Source organism: Variovorax sp. 05L425, assembly GCF_056397705.1.
The window spans coordinates 23,060-41,989 of sequence record NZ_JBFTNY010000028.1; the positions used below are offsets into that span (position 1 = coordinate 23,060).

Below are 18,930 nucleotides of genomic sequence, written 5' to 3' on the forward strand. Positions count from 1 at the left end.
ACGCCTGGGACCGGCCGGGAGACCGCGCAGCGGACTATCAACAGCGGCTTGCCAGTCTTTCAAGGTTGCACGGTCTAGTCGCCGCCATGTTCGCGGCCTAAAGTCCGTTTCATGAAATCCCTCGCAATGACTGCCATTTCCCTTTCGATGGCTGCTTCGGCAGTCGCGCAGAACGAGCAGAGCGAAAACGCCCTGCAAATCGCACGCAATGGTTCCCAGGCCTCTGGCAAAGGGCCGGCCGACTATTTCACGGGAACAGTCCGGGTCGACCCGCTGTTTCCAAAGCCGAACGGACCGACCCACGCCACCGGCTCCTACGTGACCTTCGAGCCTGGCGCTCGGACGGCCTGGCATACCCATCCTGTGGGCCAGACGCTGGTCGTGACCGCAGGGGCGGGGCGCGTTCAACGCTGGGGCGATCCGGTGCAGGAAATCCGGCCCGGCGACGTGGTCTGGATTCCGCCGGGCCAGAAGCATTGGCATGGCGCATCGCCGACCACCGCCATGACGCACATGGCCATCACCGAGTTGTCGGACGGCAAGGCGGTCGACTGGCTCGAGCAAGTCAGTGACACGCAGTACGGGAGCCAGTCATGAAGCATCGGCAACTCGGAAATAGTGGCCTGGAGGTCTCCGCCCTCGGCCTCGGATGCATGGGCCTGAGCTACGGCTACGGTCCTGCCACCGATACGGCGGACGCCGTCAAGCTCATCCACGCCGCCTTCGATCGCGGGATCACGTTCTTCGACACGGCGGAGGCCTACGGCCCCTTCATCAACGAAGGTGTGGTCGGCGAAGCGCTGCAGCCGATGCGCGACAAGGTCGTGATCGCGACCAAGTTCGGCTTTCGCGACGGCGAGACCGGCAAGGGCCTCGACAGCCGGCCGGAACGCATCCGGCACGTTGCCGACGAAGCGTTGAAGCGGCTTCGGACGGACCGCATCGATCTGTTCTACCAGCACCGCGTCGATCCGCAGGTCGCCATTGAAGAGGTCGCCGGAACCGTGAAGGACCTGATCCGTGAGGGCAAGGTGAAGCACTTCGGTCTCTCGGAAGCCGGCGTCGACAGCATCCGCCGTGCGCACGCCGTGCAGCCTGTCGCTGCGCTCCAAAGCGAGTATTCGTTGTGGTGGCGCGAGCCCGAGAAGGAGATTCTCCCGGTGCTCGAGGAACTGGGCATCGGCTTTGTACCGTTCAGCCCGCTTGGAAAGGGATTCCTCACCGGCGCGATCGACGCGCAGACGTCGTTCAGCGCGAACGACTTTCGCAACACGGTGCCGCGCTTTGCGCCGGAGGCGCGCCAGGCGAACCGTGCGCTGGTCGACGTCCTGGCCGGCATCGCATCGCGCAAGCAGGTCACGCCTGCCCAGCTTGCGCTCGCATGGTTGCTCGCTCAAAAGCCGTGGATCGTGCCTATCCCCGGCACGACCAAGCTTCAGCGCCTCGAAGAAAACACAGGCGCCGCATCGGTTGTCTTGTCGCCGGAAGATCTGACGGAGATCGAGGCGGCAGTGTCGACGGTCCCGGTCCAGGGTGCCCGTTACTCGGCTGACCGGCAGAAGCTTGTCGGCCGATGAGTAATTGATGCGATGATCAAACTAATTTGCAACGTAATGCGAATGCAGAGCGGCCTGGTGAGGATTGAGCATCGCATGCAGGACATAAGCAGCACCGCCAACGGCGGTTGCCAGGTCGGAGTACCGCGCCGTCTTCACCAGCGGGGCCGTCAGGCCGGCCCTTAGAGCGTATCGGGAAAGCACCTCGGTGGCCGCATCGAGCAGCGTGTCACCGCCGAGGGTCACCGTCTCCCCGCCCAGGACGATCACCTGCGGGTTGAAGGTCGTCCAGGCGTTCTGGAGCAGCACACCAAGATAGGTGCCAGCTCGCGCGAAAGCGGCCCGTGTGGCCGGATCGCGGGTGCTCATGCGCGCACGCAGCGCACGCCGGTCAATGGCGTCGTCCTGAAAGCAGCCTGCTGCTGCTGCGACGGCCTTGAGCCCGATGTAAGCCTCTGCGCAACCGAGACGACCGCATGAGCAGGGCTGTCCATCGATCACAAGGGTCGTATGGCCGATTTCGCCTGCCGAACCGCTGGCGCCCGTGAACAGCGCGTGGTTGAGGATGATGCCTGCGCCGACGCCAACGCCGCAGCTGACGTAGACCAGGGGATCGTCGACCGGTCGCTCACAAAACTCGGTCTCGCCGACCGCGGCCAGGTCGGCTTCGTTGTGATAGTAGACCGGGACGTCTGCCAGACCTGCCTGTGCGAGTTCCGCGCCAAGTCGGCGGCCAATCTCGACATGGCGCCAGCCAATGTTCGGCGCAAATTCCAGCATGCCCGAACGCTTGTCGACCGGGCCATGCAGCCCGACGCCGATGCCCAGGAGGCGCGAACCGCCGCGTGCCATCTTCGCGGAGAGGGCGGTGGCCATCTCGACGAGTTGGTGGCACGCCTCGTCCGGATCCTTCGATCGAAGGGCCGCCTGGCTCGCCTCGAGAATTTCCCCATGGATCGATGTCGCCACGACCTGGACTGCGTCGGGTCCAAGATCGACGCCGAGCAAGACCATGTCCTTCCCGGCGAGGCTCAAGGGCGTAGGCCGGCGTCCGACGGTGCCGGTCACGAATGCGTCCGCCTCGGCCAGCCACCCTTCGTCAATGAGTTCCTTGGTGAGCAGGCTGACCGTCGATCGCGTCAAGCCGCTGCGCTCGGACAGGTCGGCGCGCGAGATGCCAGCGTGCTCGCGAAGCAGGCGAAGCAGGGCGATGCGATTGATGCTCTTGACGAGCGCCTGGTCTCCCTTGACCGGCGTTGGCGACGACATCTGCTCTTTCGGCGTGCTCGCGCGCCTTACGGCTGCTGGTCGAATCAATGCTCTCTCGTTTCGATTTTTCAGATGGTTCATGGCGATCCTTGGCCGTCATCGGCTAGGCGGAAACAGATGGAAGCGTAACGCCAACCAGGAAATCTAGCACTGTCAGCGTATTCCCTAGTGACCTCGCCTCTGTCCGATGGCACATTTGTTTGGCCATCAAACAAATAGGAGACACTATGAGAAACATCAAGTTGGTTTCTTCTGCGGTGCTTGCCGCGGGGATGTGGTTGTCCTCTGCCGGTGTCTTTGCCGCCGACACGACCGTTCGTCTGATCCACGTGGACCAGAACCCCGACGTCGGCGCCTTCTACAACGACGTTGCGCGCCGTTTTGAATCTACGCACCCCGGTGTCAAGGTCGAGATCCAGTACCTCGAGAACGAGTCATACAAGAAGAAGCTGACAACGCTCCTGCAATCGCCCGATCGGCCCAACATCCTGTACAGCTGGGGTGGGGGAACGATGAGAGATCAGATCAAGGCCGGCGTCGTCGAGGACATATCGGCGCCCATGGACGCAAAGTGGCGCGAGAGCTTCATGCCAGCCGCCATGCAGGCCTATACCGTCAACGGCAAGGTCTACGGTGTGCCGCTTCAGCTGGGCCAGGTTGGGTTTTTCTACAACAAGGACCTCTTTGCAAAGGCCGGTGTAGACGCAGGGTCGATCAAGACCTGGGACGACCTGCTCGGCGCAGTGAAGAGGATCAAGGACTCGGGAACCACGCCGATCATCGTCGGCGGCGGGGACAAGTGGCCGCTGCATTTCTATTGGTCGCATCTCGCCCTGCGACTCGGAGGCAAGGGCGCGTTCGACGCTGCCATGCAAGGCGAGGGCAAGGGCTTTGCGAGCGATACCTTCGTGCAGGCGGGCACGTTGTTCCAGCAACTCACGGATCTGAAGCCCTTTCAGCCGGGCTACCTCGGCAGCACTTTTCCGCAGTCGTCCGGTCAGTTCGGCGACGGCAAGGGTGCCATGGTCCTGATGCTGAACGCGATGCTCGGCTCGATGAAGGCGAACTCTGCAAACAAGCTCGGCATTCCCGAGGACAAGCTGGGATGGTTTCCGTTCCCGGTCGTTGCGGGAGGCAAGGGCGACCCGAGCGACACGTTGGGTGGAATGAACGGCTGGCTTGTCACCAAGGGCTCTCCGAAGGAGGCCGTCGAATTCCTGCGCTTCTTCTCGGAGGCAAAGAATCAGCGGGTGCCGGCTGAACGCGGCTCCTACATCCCCGTGGTGACTGGAACGCAGGATGCCATCGCCAACCCCATTCTTCGCCAATTGGCAGACAACGTCGCGAAGTCCCATTACCACCAGATCTATTACGACCAGATGCTTGGCCCGTCGGTCGGTGCGGTCGTCAATGACGTGTCGGTCGACCTCGCCACGGGGAAGATGAAGCCGGCAGATGCAGCGGCTGCCGTGCAAGCCGCCTGGCAGCGCGCCAACAGCACCAACTGATCGATCCACACGACCGCGACTCAGGCGCCGGCACTCGATACGCGTAGACAGGGAAGGAGCAATCGTGACGACGATCGATCACAGTGCAGGTGCCGTGGCGGCCGCCCCGACAGGCTGGTCGCGGGCCTGGCGCCGCAAGCCATCCAAACGAGTCGGCGGCACAACGACGGTGGTGCTGTTCTTTCTGCCGCCGGCGATCTTGTTGTTCACCTTGTTCGTCGCCTTCCCGATGGGGGCTGCCGGCTGGTACAGCTTCTTCAGTTGGAACGGCTACGGTGTCCCCACGAATTTCGTCGGCTTGCGGAATTTCGTGGACCTCTTCAAGAACCCTGCGTTCCACACGGCCCTCGGCAACAACCTGCTGATCATCGTGGGGTCCTTGGCCGTGCAGTTGCCATTGGCGCTGGCGATGGCGGTATTGCTCGCCGATCGGGTGCGCGGCACGACCACGTTCAGGTTGATCTTCTTCCTGCCGTACATCCTGGCGGAGATCGCGGCCGGCCTGATCTGGCGCTTTGTCTACGACGGCGACTACGGCTTGCTGGCCAAGATCTGGGAGTCGTTCGGAGCGACGGCGCCTTACGTGCTGTCCGAGCCCGACCTCGCCATGTACGCCATCATGGTTGTCGTGATCTGGAAGTACTTCGGCTTCCACATGATCCTCTACATCGCCGGATTGCAGCAGATCGATCGCAGCCTTTACGAGGCCGCACGCATCGACGGCGCGTCACGCTGGCAAATCTTCAGCCGAATCACGGTTCCGTTGCTTGGTTCGACGATCAGGCTGTCGGTGTTCTTCGCGATCCTCGGGTCGATCCAGTTGTTCGATCTCATCATGCCGCTGACGAAGGGTGGCCCGTCCGACAGCACGCAGACCATGGTGACCTTCCTCTACAACTACGGTGTCACGCGCATGGAGATCGGATTCGGCAGTGCCGTCGGCGTTGTCCTGTTCCTGATCTGCGTGGTCTTCGCCTTTGGCTACAAGCGGGTTCTGATGCGCCATGACTAGTCACGATTCATCCGCGCCGAAGTCTGCGTCCATGTCGCCGGTCGTTCGCTACGCAGCGCTGTTCCTCGTCGCCGGCCTGGTGCTGATCCCACTGATCGCCACCGTCCTGGGCGGATTCAAGACCCTCGGCGACCTGCGCGTCAATCCCTTCGGGTTTCCGGCGCAATGGGAGTGGCGAAACTACTGGGACATCCTGGGCGGGAGTCGCTACTGGCAACTGATGGGTAACTCCGCGGTGATCGCGGTGCTGACAGTCATCTTGACGGTCATGGTCTCGGCGATGGCGGCCTTCGTGTTCGTGCACATCCAGTTCTTCGGCTCGACCTTCCTCGTCAACTACCTCCTTCTCGGATTGATGTTCCCCGCGGCGACCGCGATCCTGCCGCTGTTCATCCAGATCCGGGACCTGGGCCTGCTCGACAACTACTGGGGCGTCGTCTTGCCCCAGGTTGCTTTCGGACTGGCGTCCAGCATCCTGCTGTTCCGCAACTACTTCAAGCAACTGCCGGCGGAATTGTTCGAGGCGGCATTGATTGACGGGTGCGGCTACTTCAGGTTTTTCTGGCACATCGTGCTGCCCCTGTCGAGGCCCATCCTCGCGACGGTGTCGGTGATCGTCTTCGTGCACAGCTGGAACTCCTACCTGCTGCCCTTGGTGGTCTTCAACCGCGAGACGCTCTATACGTGGCCTCTCGGAATCATGGCGTACCAGGGCGAGTACTCGACCGACTGGAACCTTGTGCTGGCATTCATCACGCTCACGATTCTTCCCGCCGTGATCATGTTCTTTGCCGCGCAAAAGCACATCGTGGCCGGCCTGACGTCCGGCTCTGTCAAAGGATAAGGATCAATCATGTCTTCGGTCAGTATCAGAAAAGTCCAGAAGGACTATGGCCCGGTGTCCGTCATCCGCGGCGTCGATGTCGAAATCGATGACGGCGAGTTCGTGATCCTCGTCGGCCCCTCGGGCTGCGGAAAGTCGACGTTGCTGCGGATGATTGCCGGGCTCGAGGATATTTCGGGTGGCGAGATCCGCATCGGCGAGAAGGTGGTCAACGATGTCGCACCGAAGGAACGCGACATCGCGATGGTGTTCCAGAGCTACGCGCTCTATCCGCACATGACGGTCGAGCAGAACATGGCCTTCTCGCTCAAGATGGGCGGCGCGAAGAAGAGCGAGATTGAACCGAAGGTGGCGCGTGCGGCGAAGATCCTCAGTCTGGAGCCGTTGCTGGGTCGCCTGCCGAAGGAACTCTCCGGTGGCCAGCGTCAGCGCGTCGCAATGGGCCGGGCGATTGTTCGCGACCCCAAGGTGTTTCTGTTCGACGAGCCGCTGTCCAACCTCGACGCCAAGCTGCGGGTGCAAATGCGCACCGAGATCAAGGCGCTGCACCAGCGCCTGGGAACCACCATCGTCTACGTGACCCACGACCAGGTCGAGGCGATGACCATGGCCGACAAGATCGTGGTCTTGCACGACGGTGTCGTGGAGCAGGTGGGCGCCCCACTGGACTTGTACGACCGTCCGAGCAACTTGTTCGTTGCCGGCTTCATCGGCAGTCCTGCGATGAACCTCATCAAGGGCAAGGTGGAGCGAGAGGGCTTTGTGGTCGATGGGTCCGGCGGCCTGACCTTGCCTTTCTCGAATGCACCGACAGCGACGCCGGGACTGCCGGCGGTCTACGGCATCCGGCCCGAGCACTTTGCGCTCGACAGCGCAGGTTTCCCGATCACTGTGGAGGTGGTCGAGCCGACCGGCTCCGAGACCCAGGTGATGGCACAGCTTGGTGGACAGGCGATCACCGCGGTCTTCCGCGAGCGCATCACCGCGGGCCCCGGCGAAGTCATCCGGATCGCCGCACAGAGCGAACACGCGCATCTGTTCGACGCGGCGACCGAGCAACGAATCAATTGATGCAACAGGAGCAGGGCAATGGATTTTCTAAGCGTAAAGGCCAACCAGATCGTCGACGCGCGAGGCAAGAGCGTGCGGCTCAGGGGTACTTGTGTCGGCGGCTGGATGAACATGGAGGACTTCATCAATGGGTTCTCCGGCGCGGAGCACACGCTACGCGTCGAGATGGCCGAGGTTCTGGGGAAATCGAAGGCCGAATTCTTCTTCGAGCGATTTCACGACCACTTCTTCAATGAGGCGGACATCGAATACCTCAAGAGCCTTGGCACCACGGTTGTCAGGCTCCCCCTGAACTACAGGCATTTCGAAGACGACCATCAATCCTTCGCCTACAAGGAGGCTGGCTTCCAGCGACTGACGCAGGTGCTCCGGTGGTGCGAGAAGCACGGCCTCTACGCCATCCTCGACCTTCACGCTGTTCAGGGTTGGCAGAACGTGCATTGGCATTCGGACAACGCCAACAGGCACAGCCTGTTCTGGCACAACCCGCACTACCAGGACAGGTTCATTGCCCTGTGGAAGGAGATCGCCAGGCGATACAAGGATGAAGCCGTCGTCGCGGGATTCAACCTGATGAACGAGCCTTGCGTGAACAACCAGTTTGGCGACGTGCCCTGGAATGTCCAGAAGAACTATCGTCCGGACTGGGATCTGATGAACGTCGTCTATCGACGGGCCGTTGCCGCAGTGAGGGAGATCGATCCCAAGCACATCATTTTTCTGGAAGGCGATCGATATTCCTACCTGTTCGCTGGGCTGGAAGCGCCGTTCGCGGAGAACCTTGTCTACAGCAGCCACAACTACACCATCGCGGGCTTCGGTCCAGGTCAGTATCCCGGAACGATCAACGCGGGACCCCTTCGAAGCGATGGCCCGGAGCACTGGGACCTGGCGAAGCAAGAGGCCGTGTTCCAGAGTCACGAAGGGACCGTGTTCACGAAGAAGCACGGCGTCCCCTTGTGGGTCGGAGAGTTCGGGTCGGTCTACAACGGAGGGCCGGAGGGCGTGCCGGACCGCCTTCGTGCCATGGACGACCAGATCGGCATCTTCGAGCGCCATGGCGCGCATTGGACCACCTGGACCTACAAGGACGTCGGCGTCATGGGCCTGGTCACTCTCGACCCCGAGTCGGAGTACAGGCAGCGGGTCGGGGACTTCATCAGGAAGAAGGAGCAGTTGGGCGCTGACGACTGGATGGCGTGGATGCCTCCGACGCCCGTCAAGCAGGAAACCGCAAGGTTGGCGGAGCAGATCTACGAGGTCATCGGCGACGACAGCATCACGAAGAACTACAACCGTACGTGCTTCAGTTCGGCGGTGCTTTGCTTCTACACGAGCGCCCTGATGCAGCGGACCTACGCCAGTCTGTTCAAGGACTTGTCGGAGTCGCAGATTGATCAGGTCCTCTCTTCGTTCTCGCTGAAACAGTGCAAGGTGAACGATGAACTCGCCGGCATCGTGAGGAAGTATTCGTCCTTCCCGACGTCTTCAGCCCACTGACAGATTCACTGAAAGTTCATTCATGGACAAGGTAGGTATTGGCTTCATCGGCTGCGGGAACATCAGCGAGGCTTACTTGAAAGCCGCAACGAAGTTTCCGATCCTCGATATCCGAGGCGTTGCCGACATGAAGCCAGAGGCAGCGCAGGCGCGTGCTTCACAGTTCGGGCTCAAGGCTTTCTCGGTCGATGAACTGTTGCGCGACCCCGCGATCGAGATCATTGTCAACCTGACGATTCCAGCGGCGCACGTCGAGGTCGGCCTGATGGCGCTGGCCGCTGGGAAGCATGTCCATTCCGAGAAGCCGTTGGCTCTCACGACATCCCACGCACGAACGCTGCTCGAAGCTGCCGACAAGCGGGGCCTTCGCGTGGGTTGTGCGCCTGACACCTTTCTGGGCGGGGCGCATCAGACCTGTCGCAAGCTTGTCGACGAAGGGGCGATCGGCCAGCCCGTGGCTGGCACGGCGACTTTCATGTGTCCCGGTCACGAGCGTTGGCATCCGAATCCCGCCTTCTACTACGCCGCGGGTGGCGGTCCGATGCTCGACATGGGGCCGTACTACATCACGGCGTTGGTCAACCTCATCGGGCCTGTCGCGCGCGTCTCCGGGTCGACCTCGCGTGTGCGCAGCGAGCGCCTCATCACCAGCGAGCCGCTCAAGGGCACCAGGATCGACGTTGAAGTGGCCACCCATGTCGCCGGCACCATGGAATTTGCGTCAGGCGCCATCGTTTCGATCGCCACCAGCTTCGACGTGCCGAAGCACCGCCATGTACCCATCGAGCTTTACGGCACCGAGGCCAGCATGATCGTGCCGGATCCGAACTACTTCGGCGGCACGATCCAGCTCGCCCAAGCCGGACAGGAGTGGGCTGACCAACCCATCGGACATGCCTACGGAGACGGGAACTATCGAAGCATCGGAGTGGCCGACATGGCGCATGCCATTCGAACCAACCGTCCGCACCGTGCGTCAGGCCAACTGGCCCTGCATGTCCTCGAAGTGATGGAGGCGTTCGAGACTTCGTCCCGGCTCGGCCGCCACGTGAGCATCGAGACCCGGCCCGAGCGGCCGCAAATCTTGCCGACCGCATTCTCGGCCGGCGCCCTGGGCTGAACGCCTCAGTGAATTGAAAAGGTAAATCAAATGCGTGAAGCCATGATCGTGTGGGGCGGCTGGAGTGGGCACGAGCCCGAGCAGGGCGCGAAGATCGTCTCGGACATGCTGGCGGCGCACGGTTTCAGGGTCCGTGTCGAAACGTCGACGAAGGCCTTTGCGGACCCTGCCATCGCAGACCTGAGCTTGATCGTTCCGATCATCACGATGGCCAAGGTCGAAAAGGACGAACTCGCCAACCTGACCGGTGCAGTGCGCGAAGGCGTCGGCCTCGCGGGCTTTCATGGCGGGATGTGCGACGCCTTTCGCGAGGCGGTCGACTACCAGTTCATGACAGGGGGTCAATGGGTCGCCCATCCCGGAAACGTCATCGACTTCCGCGTCAACATCACCAAGCCGGACGATCCGGTGATGAAGGGTATCGGCGACTTTGACTACCACTCGGAGCAGTACTACATGCACGTCGACCCCTCGAACGAGGTGCTGGCGACGACGACGTTCACCGGCGAACACGCGCCATGGATCGATGGCGTGGTGATGCCGGTGGCATGGAAACGCCGACACGGAGAAGGGCGGGTGTTCTATAGCGCGCTCGGCCATGTCGCCAAGGAGTTCGAGGTGCCGCAGATGCGCACGATCTTCGAGCGCGGCATGCTCTGGGCGGCGCGCTGACACCACGGGTTCCTGTCGCTGATTCCGAGTTTTCGAATGCCATCAACTTTCACTTCCTCATTTCTTCCCGCTGACGTTTCTCGCGCCTTGTTGGTCGGCCGCGTCTGGCGTGAAGCCAACGTCAACGGCCCTTGCGTCGTCGTGGTTCGCGCCGGCCAGGTCTTTGACATCACCAGCTCGGCGCCCACGGTGTCGGATCTGCTGGAGCGAGAAGACCTTCTGGATTTCGCCCGCACCTGTCCGGGTGAACCCCTGGGCGATGCCGCCAGTTGGTTGGACCCCGGCGCCGAGAGAGTCCTGGCCCCATGTGACCTGCAGGCCATCAAGGCATGTGGCGTCACCTTCGCCGTGAGCCTGCTGGAGCGCGTCATCGAGGAGCAGGCCGACGGCGATGCCGCGAGAGCCGCGCAGATTCGTGACGACATTCAGCGCACCATCGGATCGGACTTGTCGGCCATTCGACCAGGCTCGCCAGAAGCGGAAACACTCAAGCGTGAACTCATGCGCCAGGGCACTTGGTCGCAGTACATGGAGGTCGGAATCGGCCCGGATGCCGAAGTGTTCTCGAAGGCGCAACCCATGTCGGCGGTCGGGTTCGGCGAAGACGTCGGATTGCACCCGAGTTCGTCGTGGAACAACCCTGAGCCCGAGATCGTGCTGGCGGTCAACAGCCACGCGCAAATCGTCGGCGCGACGCTGGGCAACGATGTCAATCTTCGGGACATCGAAGGCCGCAGTGCCCTGCTGCTGGGCAAGGCCAAGGACAACAACGGCTCCTGCGCCATCGGACCGTTCCTGCGTCTCTTCGACGAGAACTTCACGCTGGACACGATCCGCGCGGCCACCGTGAGCCTGACCATCGAAGGGCAGGACGACGGCTTCAAGCTGGAAGGATCCAGCCGCATGGCCGAGATCAGCCGCGACCCCGCTGATCTGGTGCGGCAGACATGCGGTGGTCACCACCAGTATCCGGACGGCTTCTTCCTGTTCCTCGGCACGATGTTCTCCCCCATCCAGGACCGAGGCGCCAAGGGCAAGGGCTTCACCCACCGCCTCGGGGACCGCGTGACGATCTCCACGCCGTCGCTGGGCGCGTTGATCAATCACGTGCAACGCTCCGACGCCATCGCGCCCTGGACCTTCGGGGTCCGGGCGCTTTACCGGAATCTGTCCTCCCGCGGCATTGCCGTTTCCTGAGGCACGACCCGAATCAACAAAAAGGACTCATCAATGTCTGCCATCTATCCGAGCCTCGCCGGCAAGCGAGTCGTCATCACCGGCGGGGGTTCCGGCATCGGTGCGGCCATGGTCGAGGCCTTCGCTCGGCAAGGTGCCCAAGTGTTCTTTCTGGACATTGCCGACTCGGAAGGCCGTGCGCTTCAATCGAGACTCGGCGACGCCGCGCATCCGCCTGTCTTTCACCGATGTGATCTGACCGACATCCAGGCCGTCCAGGCGACCTTCGCGGCGATCGAGGCCTCGGGGGGACCCATCAACGTCCTCATCAACAATGCGGCGAATGACGACCGGCACGAAATCGACGGCGTCACGACGGACTACTGGGACCAGCGGATCGCCGTCAACTTGCGGCACCAGTTCTTCTGCGCGCAGGCTGTCTCGAGCGGAATGCGTGCAGCGGGCGGCGGCGTGATCCTGAACCTCGGCTCGATCTCGTGGCACCTCGCGCTGGCCAGTCTGTCGATCTACATGACCGCCAAGGCGGGCATCGAGGGACTGACCAAGGGGTTGGCACGCGATCTGGGCAGCTTCAACATCCGCGTCAACTGCATTGTTCCGGGTGCAGTGCGCACGCCCCGTCAGATGAAGCTTTGGCAATCGCCGGAAAGTGAGGCGAAGGTCGTGGCGGCGCAGTGTCTGCAGCAAAGAGTCGACCCTAGGCACGTTGCGGCGATGGCGCTCTTTCTTGCGTCGGACGATGCGGCCCGATGCTCCGGCCGCGAGTACTACGTGGACGCAGGCTGGCACGGCGCATGACAGAAGGTACCCGCCCCACTCGCCGGTTTCGATCGCAAGACTGGTTCGCCAATCCCGATCACATCGACATGACGGCGCTCTATCTCGAGCGCTTCATGAACTACGGCGTCACGCCGGCAGAACTGCGCTCCGGCAGGCCCATTGTCGGAATCGCGCAATCCGGAAGCGATCTGAATCCGTGCAACCGCGTTCATCTGGAACTGGCAAGGCGCGTGCGTGACGGCATCCGCGACGCCGGAGGCATTCCGATGGAATTTCCCGTCCATCCGACCTTCGAGAATTGCAGGCGGCCGACGGCGGCCATCGACCGCAACCTGGCCTACATGGCGTTGGTCGAGATCCTGCACGGCTACCCGATCGATGCCGTCGTGCTGACGACGGGTTGCGACAAGTCGACGCCGTCGCAGGTCATGGCCGCGGCAACCGTGGACATTCCCACGATCGTGCTGTCCGGCGGCCCGATGCTGGACGGCTGGTTCGAAGGAGAACTCGTGGGCTCCGGGGCGGCGATCTGGAAGAGTCGAAGACTGCTGGCCGCCGGCCAGATCGACGAGGCCAAGTTCATGGACATCGCCACAGCGTCGGCGCCTTCGGTGGGGCACTGCAACACCATGGGAACCGCCTCGACCATGAATGCGCTGGCGGAGGCGCTTGGCCTGTCATTGACGGGCTGCGCCGCGATTCCCGCGCCGTACCGGGAACGAGGGCAAATCGCCTATGAAACCGGGCGCCGCATTGTCGAGCTGGCTTTCGAGGACAAGCGGCCCTCGTCGATCCTCACGCGGGATGCATTTCTCGATGCGATCGTTGTCAACTCCGCGATCGGCGGCTCCACCAACGCGCAGCCGCATCTCATGGCCATGGCGCGTCATGCGGGCGTGGAACTGCGTCCGAGTGACTGGACCGAGTTCGGCTTCGATGTGCCGCTGCTGTTGAACATGCAACCGGCGGGCAAGTACCTGGGCGAGGCCTTTCATCGCGCGGGAGGCGTCCCGGCCGTGATGTGGGAACTCCAGCAGGCGGGCATGTTGCGCGGCGCGCGTCCGACTGTCACAGGCAAGACGATGGAACAGAATCTCGAAGGTCGACAGAGCGCGAATCGGGAGGTGATTCGCGAGTTCGCGCGTCCTCTCAAGAATCAGGCAGGCTTTCTCGTGCTCGGCGGCAATCTGTTCGACTTTGCGATCATGAAGACCAGCGTGATTTCCGAAGAGTTTCGCGCACGCTACCTGAGCCGTCCGGGCGCGGAGGGAAAGTTCGAATGCCGGGCCATCGTGTTCGAGGACTCGGACGACTATCACACACGAATCAATGACCCTGCGCTCGCCGTCGATGAGAACTGCATCCTCGTGATACGCGGTGCAGGGCCCGTCGGCTGGCCTGGGTCGGCTGAAGTCGTGAACATGCAGCCGCCGGATGCGCTGCTCAAGCGCGGAATCACCAGCCTTCCCACGTTGGGAGACGGGAGGCAGTCGGGGACTTCGGACAGTCCGTCGATTCTCAACGCTTCGCCCGAGAGTGCCGTCGGCGGCGGGCTGGCGTACTTGCGCACGGGAGATGTCGTCCGCATCGACCTCTCCGCCGGACAATGCAACATGCTGGTGTCCGCCGAGGAGATCGCGCGCCGCAAGGGCGAAGGGATACCGTCGATCCGGTCGAGCCAGACGCCATGGCAGGAGATCTATCGCGCGACAGTCGGGCAGCTCGACTCGGGCGCCTGCATGGAGTTGGCGGTCAAGTATCGCGGTGTGGCCGACACTCAGCCCCGTCACAATCATTGATGCTGACGAGGTGCTGCCTTTGTTCAGTACTGCAGCTTCGGATACCAATCCGTGCCACGCCCGCCCGGCGTCAAGTCCAGGATCAACCAGAGCGGAGCGATGTCGGGTGCGCCGCGCGGATCCTGGCCGGGGTCGGCCATCTCGCCCGTCATCTCACCTGCCCAGAACAGCCGGACCTTGTCGCCGTCACGCTTGAACACGATCAGCGCCGGGTATTCGCTTCCATCCGGCTGCAGGACGCCAATGTCCTTCGCATAGTCGTCGCCCACGGTCTGCACAAAGTTCAGGTCACGCCAGCCGCGCTCTTGCGCGAAGGCGTACTGCCGCTCGACCGGTGAACGCCCGAGCACCTTCAGTGCCACGCGCTGCTTGATGTCGGCCGCATTGCCGTTCAGCGGGCCGAGCAAGTTGGTGCACATCGGACACGGGCGCTCGCGCTGCGGTCCGAACATCCAGAAGTAAGTGACGAGCGTGTCCTTGTCGCCGAAGAGATCGATCAGCCCCACCTCAAAGGCCTGTTCGTCCTTGAAGCGGTAGTTCTTCTCGATCACGGGCCCAGGCGGCAGCGCCTGGCGTTGCTCGACCATGCGTGTCATGTGGCGACGAAACTCGATCTCTTCCGCCAACAGCGCCTGCCGCGCGGCGTCGTATTCGGCTGACGAACCTGGGAACGGCCTCTTCGCCTTCTTCGCCAGCTCTGTGGCGGGGGTGAGTCCTTCTTTCATGCCTTTGCTCCTTTTTTGCTCAGCTCGCCAGCGAAGGCATCCGCCCAAGCAGCTTGTCGAGCGTGACCGGGTAGTCGCGCACGCGCACACCGGTCGCGTTGTAGATCGCATTGGCAACCGCAGCGCCCACGCCGCAGATGCCGAGTTCGCCCACGCCCTTGGCTTTCATCGGCGAGGAGACAGGGTCCGTCTCGTCCAGAAAGATCACTTCCTGGTGCGGAATGTCCGCATGCACCGGCACCTCATAGCCGGCCAGGTCGTGGTTGACGAAGTAGCCCTGCCGCTTGTCCACTGCCAGCTCTTCCATGAGCGCGCCGCCCACGCCCATGGTCATGGCGCCGATCACCTGGCTTCGCGCCGTCTTGGGGTTGAGGATGCGGCCCGATGCGCACACGGCCAGCATCCGCCGCACGCGGACTTCCGCGGTGTAGGCGTCCACGGTCACTTCGACGAAGTGCGCGCCGAAGGTGGATTGCTGGTAGCGCTTGTTCAGCTCGGCGAATTCGATCGAATCCTCCGCCACGATGCCGCTCTCACCGGCCACCTCCGCGAGCGGCACGCTGCGCCCGCCCGCTTGCACCATGCCGTCCGCAAAAGTGGCGCTCGCCGCGTCGAGGCCCGCGCGCTGAGCCATGGCTTCGCGCAGCTTGACGCAGGCAGCATACACGCCGGCGGTGGAGCAGTTGGCACCCCATTGCCCGCCGGAGCCCGACGACACCGGAAAGGAGGAGTCGCCGAGACGCACGACCACCCGGTCGAGCGACACGCCCATCATCTCCGCCGCGGTCTGCGCAATGATCGTGTAGCTGCCCGTGCCGATGTCGGTCATGTCGGTGTCCACGGTCACGATGCCGCGTCCATCGACGCGCACTCGCGCGCCCGACTTCGTGACCTGGTTGTTGCGAAAGGCCGCCGCCATCCCGACGCCGATCCACCAGCGGCCTTCGCGCCTCTGCGCCGGCCTCACGCTACGCTGTGCCCAGCCGAACCGCTGCGCGCCGGTGCGCATGCACTCGATCAAATGTCGTTGCGAAAACCGCCGGTCCGCGTTGGCAGGATCGACCTGTGTGTCGTTCAGCGCACGGAAGTCCACCGGGTCCATGTTGAGCCGCTCGGCCATCTCGTCGATTGCGATCTCCAGCGCCATCAGCCCCGGCGCTTCGCCCGGCGCGCGCATCGCATTGCCTTCGGGCAGATCGAGCAACGCGAGCCGGGTCCCGGTCAGGCGGTTCTCGCCCGCATAGAGCAACTGGGTCTGTTGCACCGCGTTCTCGGGCTTGCCGCCGGTCAGGTTGCCGGACCAGCTCTCGTGGCCAATGGCCGTGAACTTGCCTTCCCGTGTGGCGCCGAGCCGGATGCGCTGGATCGTCGCCGGGCGATGGGTGGTGTTGTTCGCCATGAGCGGCCGTTGCAAGGCAACCTTCACGGGGCGGTGGGCGGCGCGCGCGCCGAGGGCGGCCAGCACCGTGTCGGCACGCAGGAACAGCTTCGAGCCGAACCCGCCGCCGATGTACGGCGACATGAGGTGGATGTTTTCCCTGGGGATGCCTAGCGTCGTCGCCAAGTCGGCCGTGGTCCACGCGATCATCTGGTTCGATGTCCAGATGGTGAGCCTGTCTCCGCTCCATGACGCGGTCGTCGCGTGCGGCTCCATCATGGCGTGCGATTGGTCGGGCGTGGAGTAGGTCTCGTCCAATTGCACTTCGGCCTTGGCGAATGCGCCTGCGAAGTCGCCGACAGTGCTGTTGCGATCCGCAGTCCGGCGGTCGGTCGATACCTTCGCCGCGGCGAGATCGAAAGCGCCGTCGCCGCGGTCGTATTCGACGCGCAGCAATTGCGCGGCCGCGCGCGCTTGCTCGAAGGTCTCGGCGACCACGAGCGCAATGGCCTGGTGGTAGTGCTCGACGGTCGGGCCGCCGAGCAGTTTGGCGGTGTTGAAGTTGCCCTTGCCCAGCTTGCCGGCGTTCTCGGCCGTGATGATGGCGATCACGCCGGGCGCCGCCTTGGCACGGCTCTGGTCGATCGACGTGATGCGGCCCTTCGAGATGCCGGCGCCGAGGATGTAGCCGTACGCCGCGTTCGGCGCAACGTCATGGCGCTCGTAGGCGTAGGGCGCGGTGCCCGTGGTCTTCAGGGGTCCGTCGATACGGTCCGTGGGCCGGCCGACCACCTTCAGCTGGTCGATCGGATTCGTGGTGGCGGGTGTGTCGAATCTCATCGCTCAGCTCCTCGCATCGATCGGCACCGCTTCGAGCGTGCGCTCGACCAGCGTCACCTTGAACGCGTTCTGTTCAGTGGGTTTGGCGTCGGCAAGCAGCACGGTCGTGGTCGCCTTGGCGCCGCGGGGCAGCTCGCGCTCGGCCGCTTCGACGCGCCAGGGCTTGTGGGCGACCCCGCCCAGCGCCACGCGGCCGGTGCCGTCCCGGTGCACGATGGCGGCGACCGACACCAGCGCAAACGCATACGACGCCCGGTCGCGCACCTTGTGATAAATGTGCCGGCCGCCCACGGGGCTCGGCAGCTTGACCGCCGTGATCAACTCGCCCGGCAGAAGGGCGGTCTCGACATGCGGCGTCGCACCAGGGAGCTTGTGGAAGTCCGCGATCGGAATGACCCGGCGCGAACCGTTCGGGCGCATCGTCTCTACGCTTGCATCGAGCGCGCGCATGGCGACGGCCATGTCGCTGGGATGCGTCGCAATGCATGCGTCGCTGGCACCGACCACTGCATGCTGTCGGCTGAATCCGTCGATCGCCGCGCAGCCGCTGCCGGGCTGGCGCTTGTTGCAGGCCTGGTTGGTGTCGTAGAAGTAGGGGCAGCGTGTTCTCTGCAGCAGATTGCCGGCGGTCGTCGCCTTGTTGCGCAACTGACCGGACGCGCCCGCGAGCAATGCGCGCGACAGCAGGCCGTAGTCGCGCCTCACGCGGGCGTCGGCGGCAAGGTCCGTGTTGCGCACCAGCGCACCGATGCGCAGTCCGCCGTCGGGTGTGCTCTCGATCTTGTCGAAGCCGAGGCCATTCACGTCGATCAGATGGCCGGGTGTCTCGATCTCCAGCTTCATGAGATCCAGCAGGTTGGTGCCGCCGGCGATGAAGCGTGCGTCGGGCGTGCGCGCGGCGGCTGCGACGGCCTGCGCGGGCGATGTCGCGCGTTCGAAGGTGAAGGCCTTCATGTCTTCACCTCCGCTACTTCGGAGATCGCTTCGACGATGTTGCTGTAGGCGCCGCAGCGGCAGATGTTGCCGCTCATGCGTTCGCGGAGTTCGGCGGGCGTGAGCCGGGGTGTGCCCGTCAGATCGGCGGTGACATGGCTCGGCACGCCGTGGGCGACCTCGTCGAGCATGCCGACTGCCGAGCAGATCTGTCCCGGCGTGCAGTAGCCGCACTGGAAGCCGTCATGCTTCACGAACGCTGCCTGCAGCGGGTGGAGGTTGCCGGGCGTTCCAAGACCTTCGATCGTGGTCACCTTGGCCCCTTCATGCATGACCGCGAGCGTCAGGCACGAATTGATCCGCCGGCCGTCGACGATCACCGTGCACGCGCCGCATTGCCCGTGGTCGCAACCCTTCTTGGTGCCGGTAAGGTGCAGATGCTCGCGCAACGCATCGAGCAATGTCGTGCGAGTGTCGAGCACGAGGCGGTGGGTCTTGCCGTTGACGCTCAGCGTCACGGTCGAGGGCCCCGGCCCTTTCGAGGCGTGGGTCGGCGTGGCGGCCGACGCGGCGGCCATTGCCGGCACCGATGCGGATGCCGCACCTGCCTTCAACAGGCCGCGTCGGGAAATCGTGAATTCATCGGGCGTTGTCATGTTGCGTTCCGCTCCTTGATCGCTTCATTGCAGGGAATAGCCGGCTCGAAGAGCCCATCTTCCACAGAAC

17 protein-coding genes are annotated in these 18,930 nt (G+C 63.5%); 12 read left to right on the top strand and 5 right to left on the bottom strand.

The window, feature by feature from the left end; genetic code table 11:
- The first annotated feature begins 111 nt into the window (after window positions 1–111).
- Together AC1DN9_RS25270 and AC1DN9_RS25275 are read left to right on the top strand one after the other, a co-directional pair.
- Window positions 112–597 carry a (R)-mandelonitrile lyase gene (locus AC1DN9_RS25270; RefSeq protein WP_478104586.1) on the top strand — a complete coding sequence of 162 codons (486 nt, stop codon included), beginning with the start codon at window positions 112–114 and terminating at the stop codon, window positions 595–597.
- Window positions 594–1,577: an aldo/keto reductase gene (locus AC1DN9_RS25275; protein WP_478104587.1), complete on the top strand. Its 984-nt coding sequence runs from the start codon at window positions 594–596 to the stop codon at window positions 1,575–1,577. The genes AC1DN9_RS25270 and AC1DN9_RS25275 overlap by 4 nt, the downstream gene beginning before the upstream one ends.
- A 21-nt stretch (window positions 1,578–1,598) precedes the next feature.
- Here the strand turns inward: AC1DN9_RS25275 and AC1DN9_RS25280 are convergent, their stop codons facing one another.
- Entirely contained in the window at window positions 1,599–2,825 is a 1,227-nt protein-coding gene (locus AC1DN9_RS25280) for an ROK family protein (RefSeq protein ID WP_478104588.1), read from the bottom strand.
- Between the two features lie 227 nt (window positions 2,826–3,052).
- Here AC1DN9_RS25280 and AC1DN9_RS25285 point away from each other — a divergent pair, with 227 nt between their 5' ends.
- The 10 genes from AC1DN9_RS25285 to AC1DN9_RS25330 all read left to right on the top strand — a co-directional run bounded on the left by AC1DN9_RS25285 (window position 3,053) and on the right by AC1DN9_RS25330 (window position 14,328).
- The gene (locus tag AC1DN9_RS25285) at window positions 3,053–4,333 is read left to right on the top strand and encodes an ABC transporter substrate-binding protein (RefSeq protein ID WP_478104590.1); all 1,281 of its coding nucleotides are present in this window, start codon (window positions 3,053–3,055) and stop codon (window positions 4,331–4,333) included.
- A 64-nt stretch (window positions 4,334–4,397) separates the two neighbouring features.
- Window positions 4,398–5,345: a carbohydrate ABC transporter permease gene (locus AC1DN9_RS25290; protein WP_478104591.1), complete on the top strand. Its 948-nt coding sequence runs from the start codon at window positions 4,398–4,400 to the stop codon at window positions 5,343–5,345.
- A gap of 31 nt (window positions 5,346–5,376) precedes the next feature.
- Window positions 5,377–6,189 carry a carbohydrate ABC transporter permease gene (locus AC1DN9_RS25295; RefSeq protein ID WP_478104592.1) on the top strand — a complete coding sequence of 271 codons (813 nt, stop codon included), beginning with the start codon at window positions 5,377–5,379 and terminating at the stop codon, window positions 6,187–6,189.
- 9 nt (window positions 6,190–6,198) lie between these two features.
- Entirely contained in the window at window positions 6,199–7,260 is a 1,062-nt protein-coding gene (locus tag AC1DN9_RS25300; RefSeq protein WP_478104594.1) for an ABC transporter ATP-binding protein, read from the top strand.
- 18 nt (window positions 7,261–7,278) lie between these two features.
- Window positions 7,279–8,760 carry a glycoside hydrolase family 5 protein gene (locus AC1DN9_RS25305; RefSeq protein ID WP_478104595.1) on the top strand — a complete coding sequence of 494 codons (1,482 nt, stop codon included), beginning with the start codon at window positions 7,279–7,281 and terminating at the stop codon, window positions 8,758–8,760.
- A gap of 22 nt (window positions 8,761–8,782) precedes the next feature.
- Window positions 8,783–9,880: a Gfo/Idh/MocA family protein gene (locus AC1DN9_RS25310; protein WP_478104596.1), complete on the top strand. Its 1,098-nt coding sequence runs from the start codon at window positions 8,783–8,785 to the stop codon at window positions 9,878–9,880.
- Between the two features lie 30 nt (window positions 9,881–9,910).
- Window positions 9,911–10,552, top strand: a complete 642-nt coding sequence (locus AC1DN9_RS25315) for a ThuA domain-containing protein (RefSeq protein ID WP_478104598.1) — start codon at window positions 9,911–9,913, stop codon at window positions 10,550–10,552.
- A 36-nt stretch (window positions 10,553–10,588) separates the two neighbouring features.
- Entirely contained in the window at window positions 10,589–11,749 is a 1,161-nt protein-coding gene (locus AC1DN9_RS25320; protein WP_478104599.1) for a fumarylacetoacetate hydrolase family protein, read from the top strand.
- A 33-nt stretch (window positions 11,750–11,782) separates the two neighbouring features.
- On the top strand, window positions 11,783–12,547 hold the full coding sequence (gene xylB / locus AC1DN9_RS25325; RefSeq protein WP_478104601.1) for a D-xylose 1-dehydrogenase: 765 nt from the start codon (window positions 11,783–11,785) through the stop codon (window positions 12,545–12,547).
- The gene (locus tag AC1DN9_RS25330; protein WP_478104602.1) at window positions 12,544–14,328 is read left to right on the top strand and encodes an IlvD/Edd family dehydratase; all 1,785 of its coding nucleotides are present in this window, start codon (window positions 12,544–12,546) and stop codon (window positions 14,326–14,328) included. Before xylB ends, AC1DN9_RS25330 begins: the two co-directional genes overlap by 4 nt.
- 23 nt (window positions 14,329–14,351) lie before the next feature.
- Here the strand turns inward: AC1DN9_RS25330 and AC1DN9_RS25335 are convergent, their stop codons facing one another.
- The 4 genes from AC1DN9_RS25335 to paoA are packed head-to-tail and all read right to left on the bottom strand — an operon-like array spanning window position 14,352 to window position 18,860.
- Window positions 14,352–15,053 (bottom strand): DUF899 family protein, encoded by a 702-nt coding sequence (locus AC1DN9_RS25335; protein WP_478104603.1) that lies wholly within the window; start codon window positions 15,051–15,053, stop codon window positions 14,352–14,354.
- Window positions 15,054–15,072: 19 nt separating this feature from the next.
- On the bottom strand, window positions 15,073–17,271 hold the full coding sequence (paoC, locus tag AC1DN9_RS25340) for an aldehyde oxidoreductase molybdenum-binding subunit PaoC (RefSeq protein WP_478104605.1): 2,199 nt from the start codon (window positions 17,269–17,271) through the stop codon (window positions 15,073–15,075).
- Window positions 17,272–17,274: 3 nt separating this feature from the next.
- Entirely contained in the window at window positions 17,275–18,225 is a 951-nt protein-coding gene (locus tag AC1DN9_RS25345; RefSeq protein WP_478104606.1) for an FAD binding domain-containing protein, read from the bottom strand.
- Window positions 18,222–18,860 carry an aldehyde dehydrogenase iron-sulfur subunit PaoA gene (paoA, locus tag AC1DN9_RS25350; RefSeq protein WP_478104607.1) on the bottom strand — a complete coding sequence of 213 codons (639 nt, stop codon included), beginning with the start codon at window positions 18,858–18,860 and terminating at the stop codon, window positions 18,222–18,224. Before paoA ends, AC1DN9_RS25345 begins: the two co-directional genes overlap by 4 nt.
- Between the last annotated feature and the right edge of the window lie 70 nt (window positions 18,861–18,930).

Excerpts from the sequence above, each read along its gene's own strand:
- AC1DN9_RS25270 (WP_478104586.1), top strand. The coding sequence starts at position 112 with ATGAAATCCCTCGCAATGACTGCCATTTCCCTTTCGATGGCTGCTTCG.
- AC1DN9_RS25275 (WP_478104587.1), top strand. The coding sequence starts at position 594 with ATGAAGCATCGGCAACTCGGAAATAGTGGCCTGGAGGTCTCCGCCCTC.
- AC1DN9_RS25280 (WP_478104588.1), bottom strand. The coding sequence starts at position 2,825 with ATGTCGTCGCCAACGCCGGTCAAGGGAGACCAGGCGCTCGTCAAGAGC.
- AC1DN9_RS25285 (WP_478104590.1), top strand. The coding sequence starts at position 3,053 with ATGAGAAACATCAAGTTGGTTTCTTCTGCGGTGCTTGCCGCGGGGATG.
- AC1DN9_RS25295 (WP_478104592.1), top strand. The coding sequence starts at position 5,377 with ATGTCGCCGGTCGTTCGCTACGCAGCGCTGTTCCTCGTCGCCGGCCTG.
- AC1DN9_RS25300 (WP_478104594.1), top strand. The coding sequence starts at position 6,199 with ATGTCTTCGGTCAGTATCAGAAAAGTCCAGAAGGACTATGGCCCGGTG.
- AC1DN9_RS25305 (WP_478104595.1), top strand. The coding sequence starts at position 7,279 with ATGGATTTTCTAAGCGTAAAGGCCAACCAGATCGTCGACGCGCGAGGC.
- AC1DN9_RS25310 (WP_478104596.1), top strand. The coding sequence starts at position 8,783 with ATGGACAAGGTAGGTATTGGCTTCATCGGCTGCGGGAACATCAGCGAG.
- AC1DN9_RS25315 (WP_478104598.1), top strand. The coding sequence starts at position 9,911 with ATGCGTGAAGCCATGATCGTGTGGGGCGGCTGGAGTGGGCACGAGCCC.
- AC1DN9_RS25320 (WP_478104599.1), top strand. The coding sequence starts at position 10,589 with ATGCCATCAACTTTCACTTCCTCATTTCTTCCCGCTGACGTTTCTCGC.
- xylB (WP_478104601.1), top strand. The coding sequence starts at position 11,783 with ATGTCTGCCATCTATCCGAGCCTCGCCGGCAAGCGAGTCGTCATCACC.
- AC1DN9_RS25330 (WP_478104602.1), top strand. The coding sequence starts at position 12,544 with ATGACAGAAGGTACCCGCCCCACTCGCCGGTTTCGATCGCAAGACTGG.
- AC1DN9_RS25335 (WP_478104603.1), bottom strand. The coding sequence starts at position 15,053 with ATGAAAGAAGGACTCACCCCCGCCACAGAGCTGGCGAAGAAGGCGAAG.
- paoC (WP_478104605.1), bottom strand. The coding sequence starts at position 17,271 with ATGAGATTCGACACACCCGCCACCACGAATCCGATCGACCAGCTGAAG.
- AC1DN9_RS25345 (WP_478104606.1), bottom strand. The coding sequence starts at position 18,225 with ATGAAGGCCTTCACCTTCGAACGCGCGACATCGCCCGCGCAGGCCGTC.
- paoA (WP_478104607.1), bottom strand. The coding sequence starts at position 18,860 with ATGACAACGCCCGATGAATTCACGATTTCCCGACGCGGCCTGTTGAAG.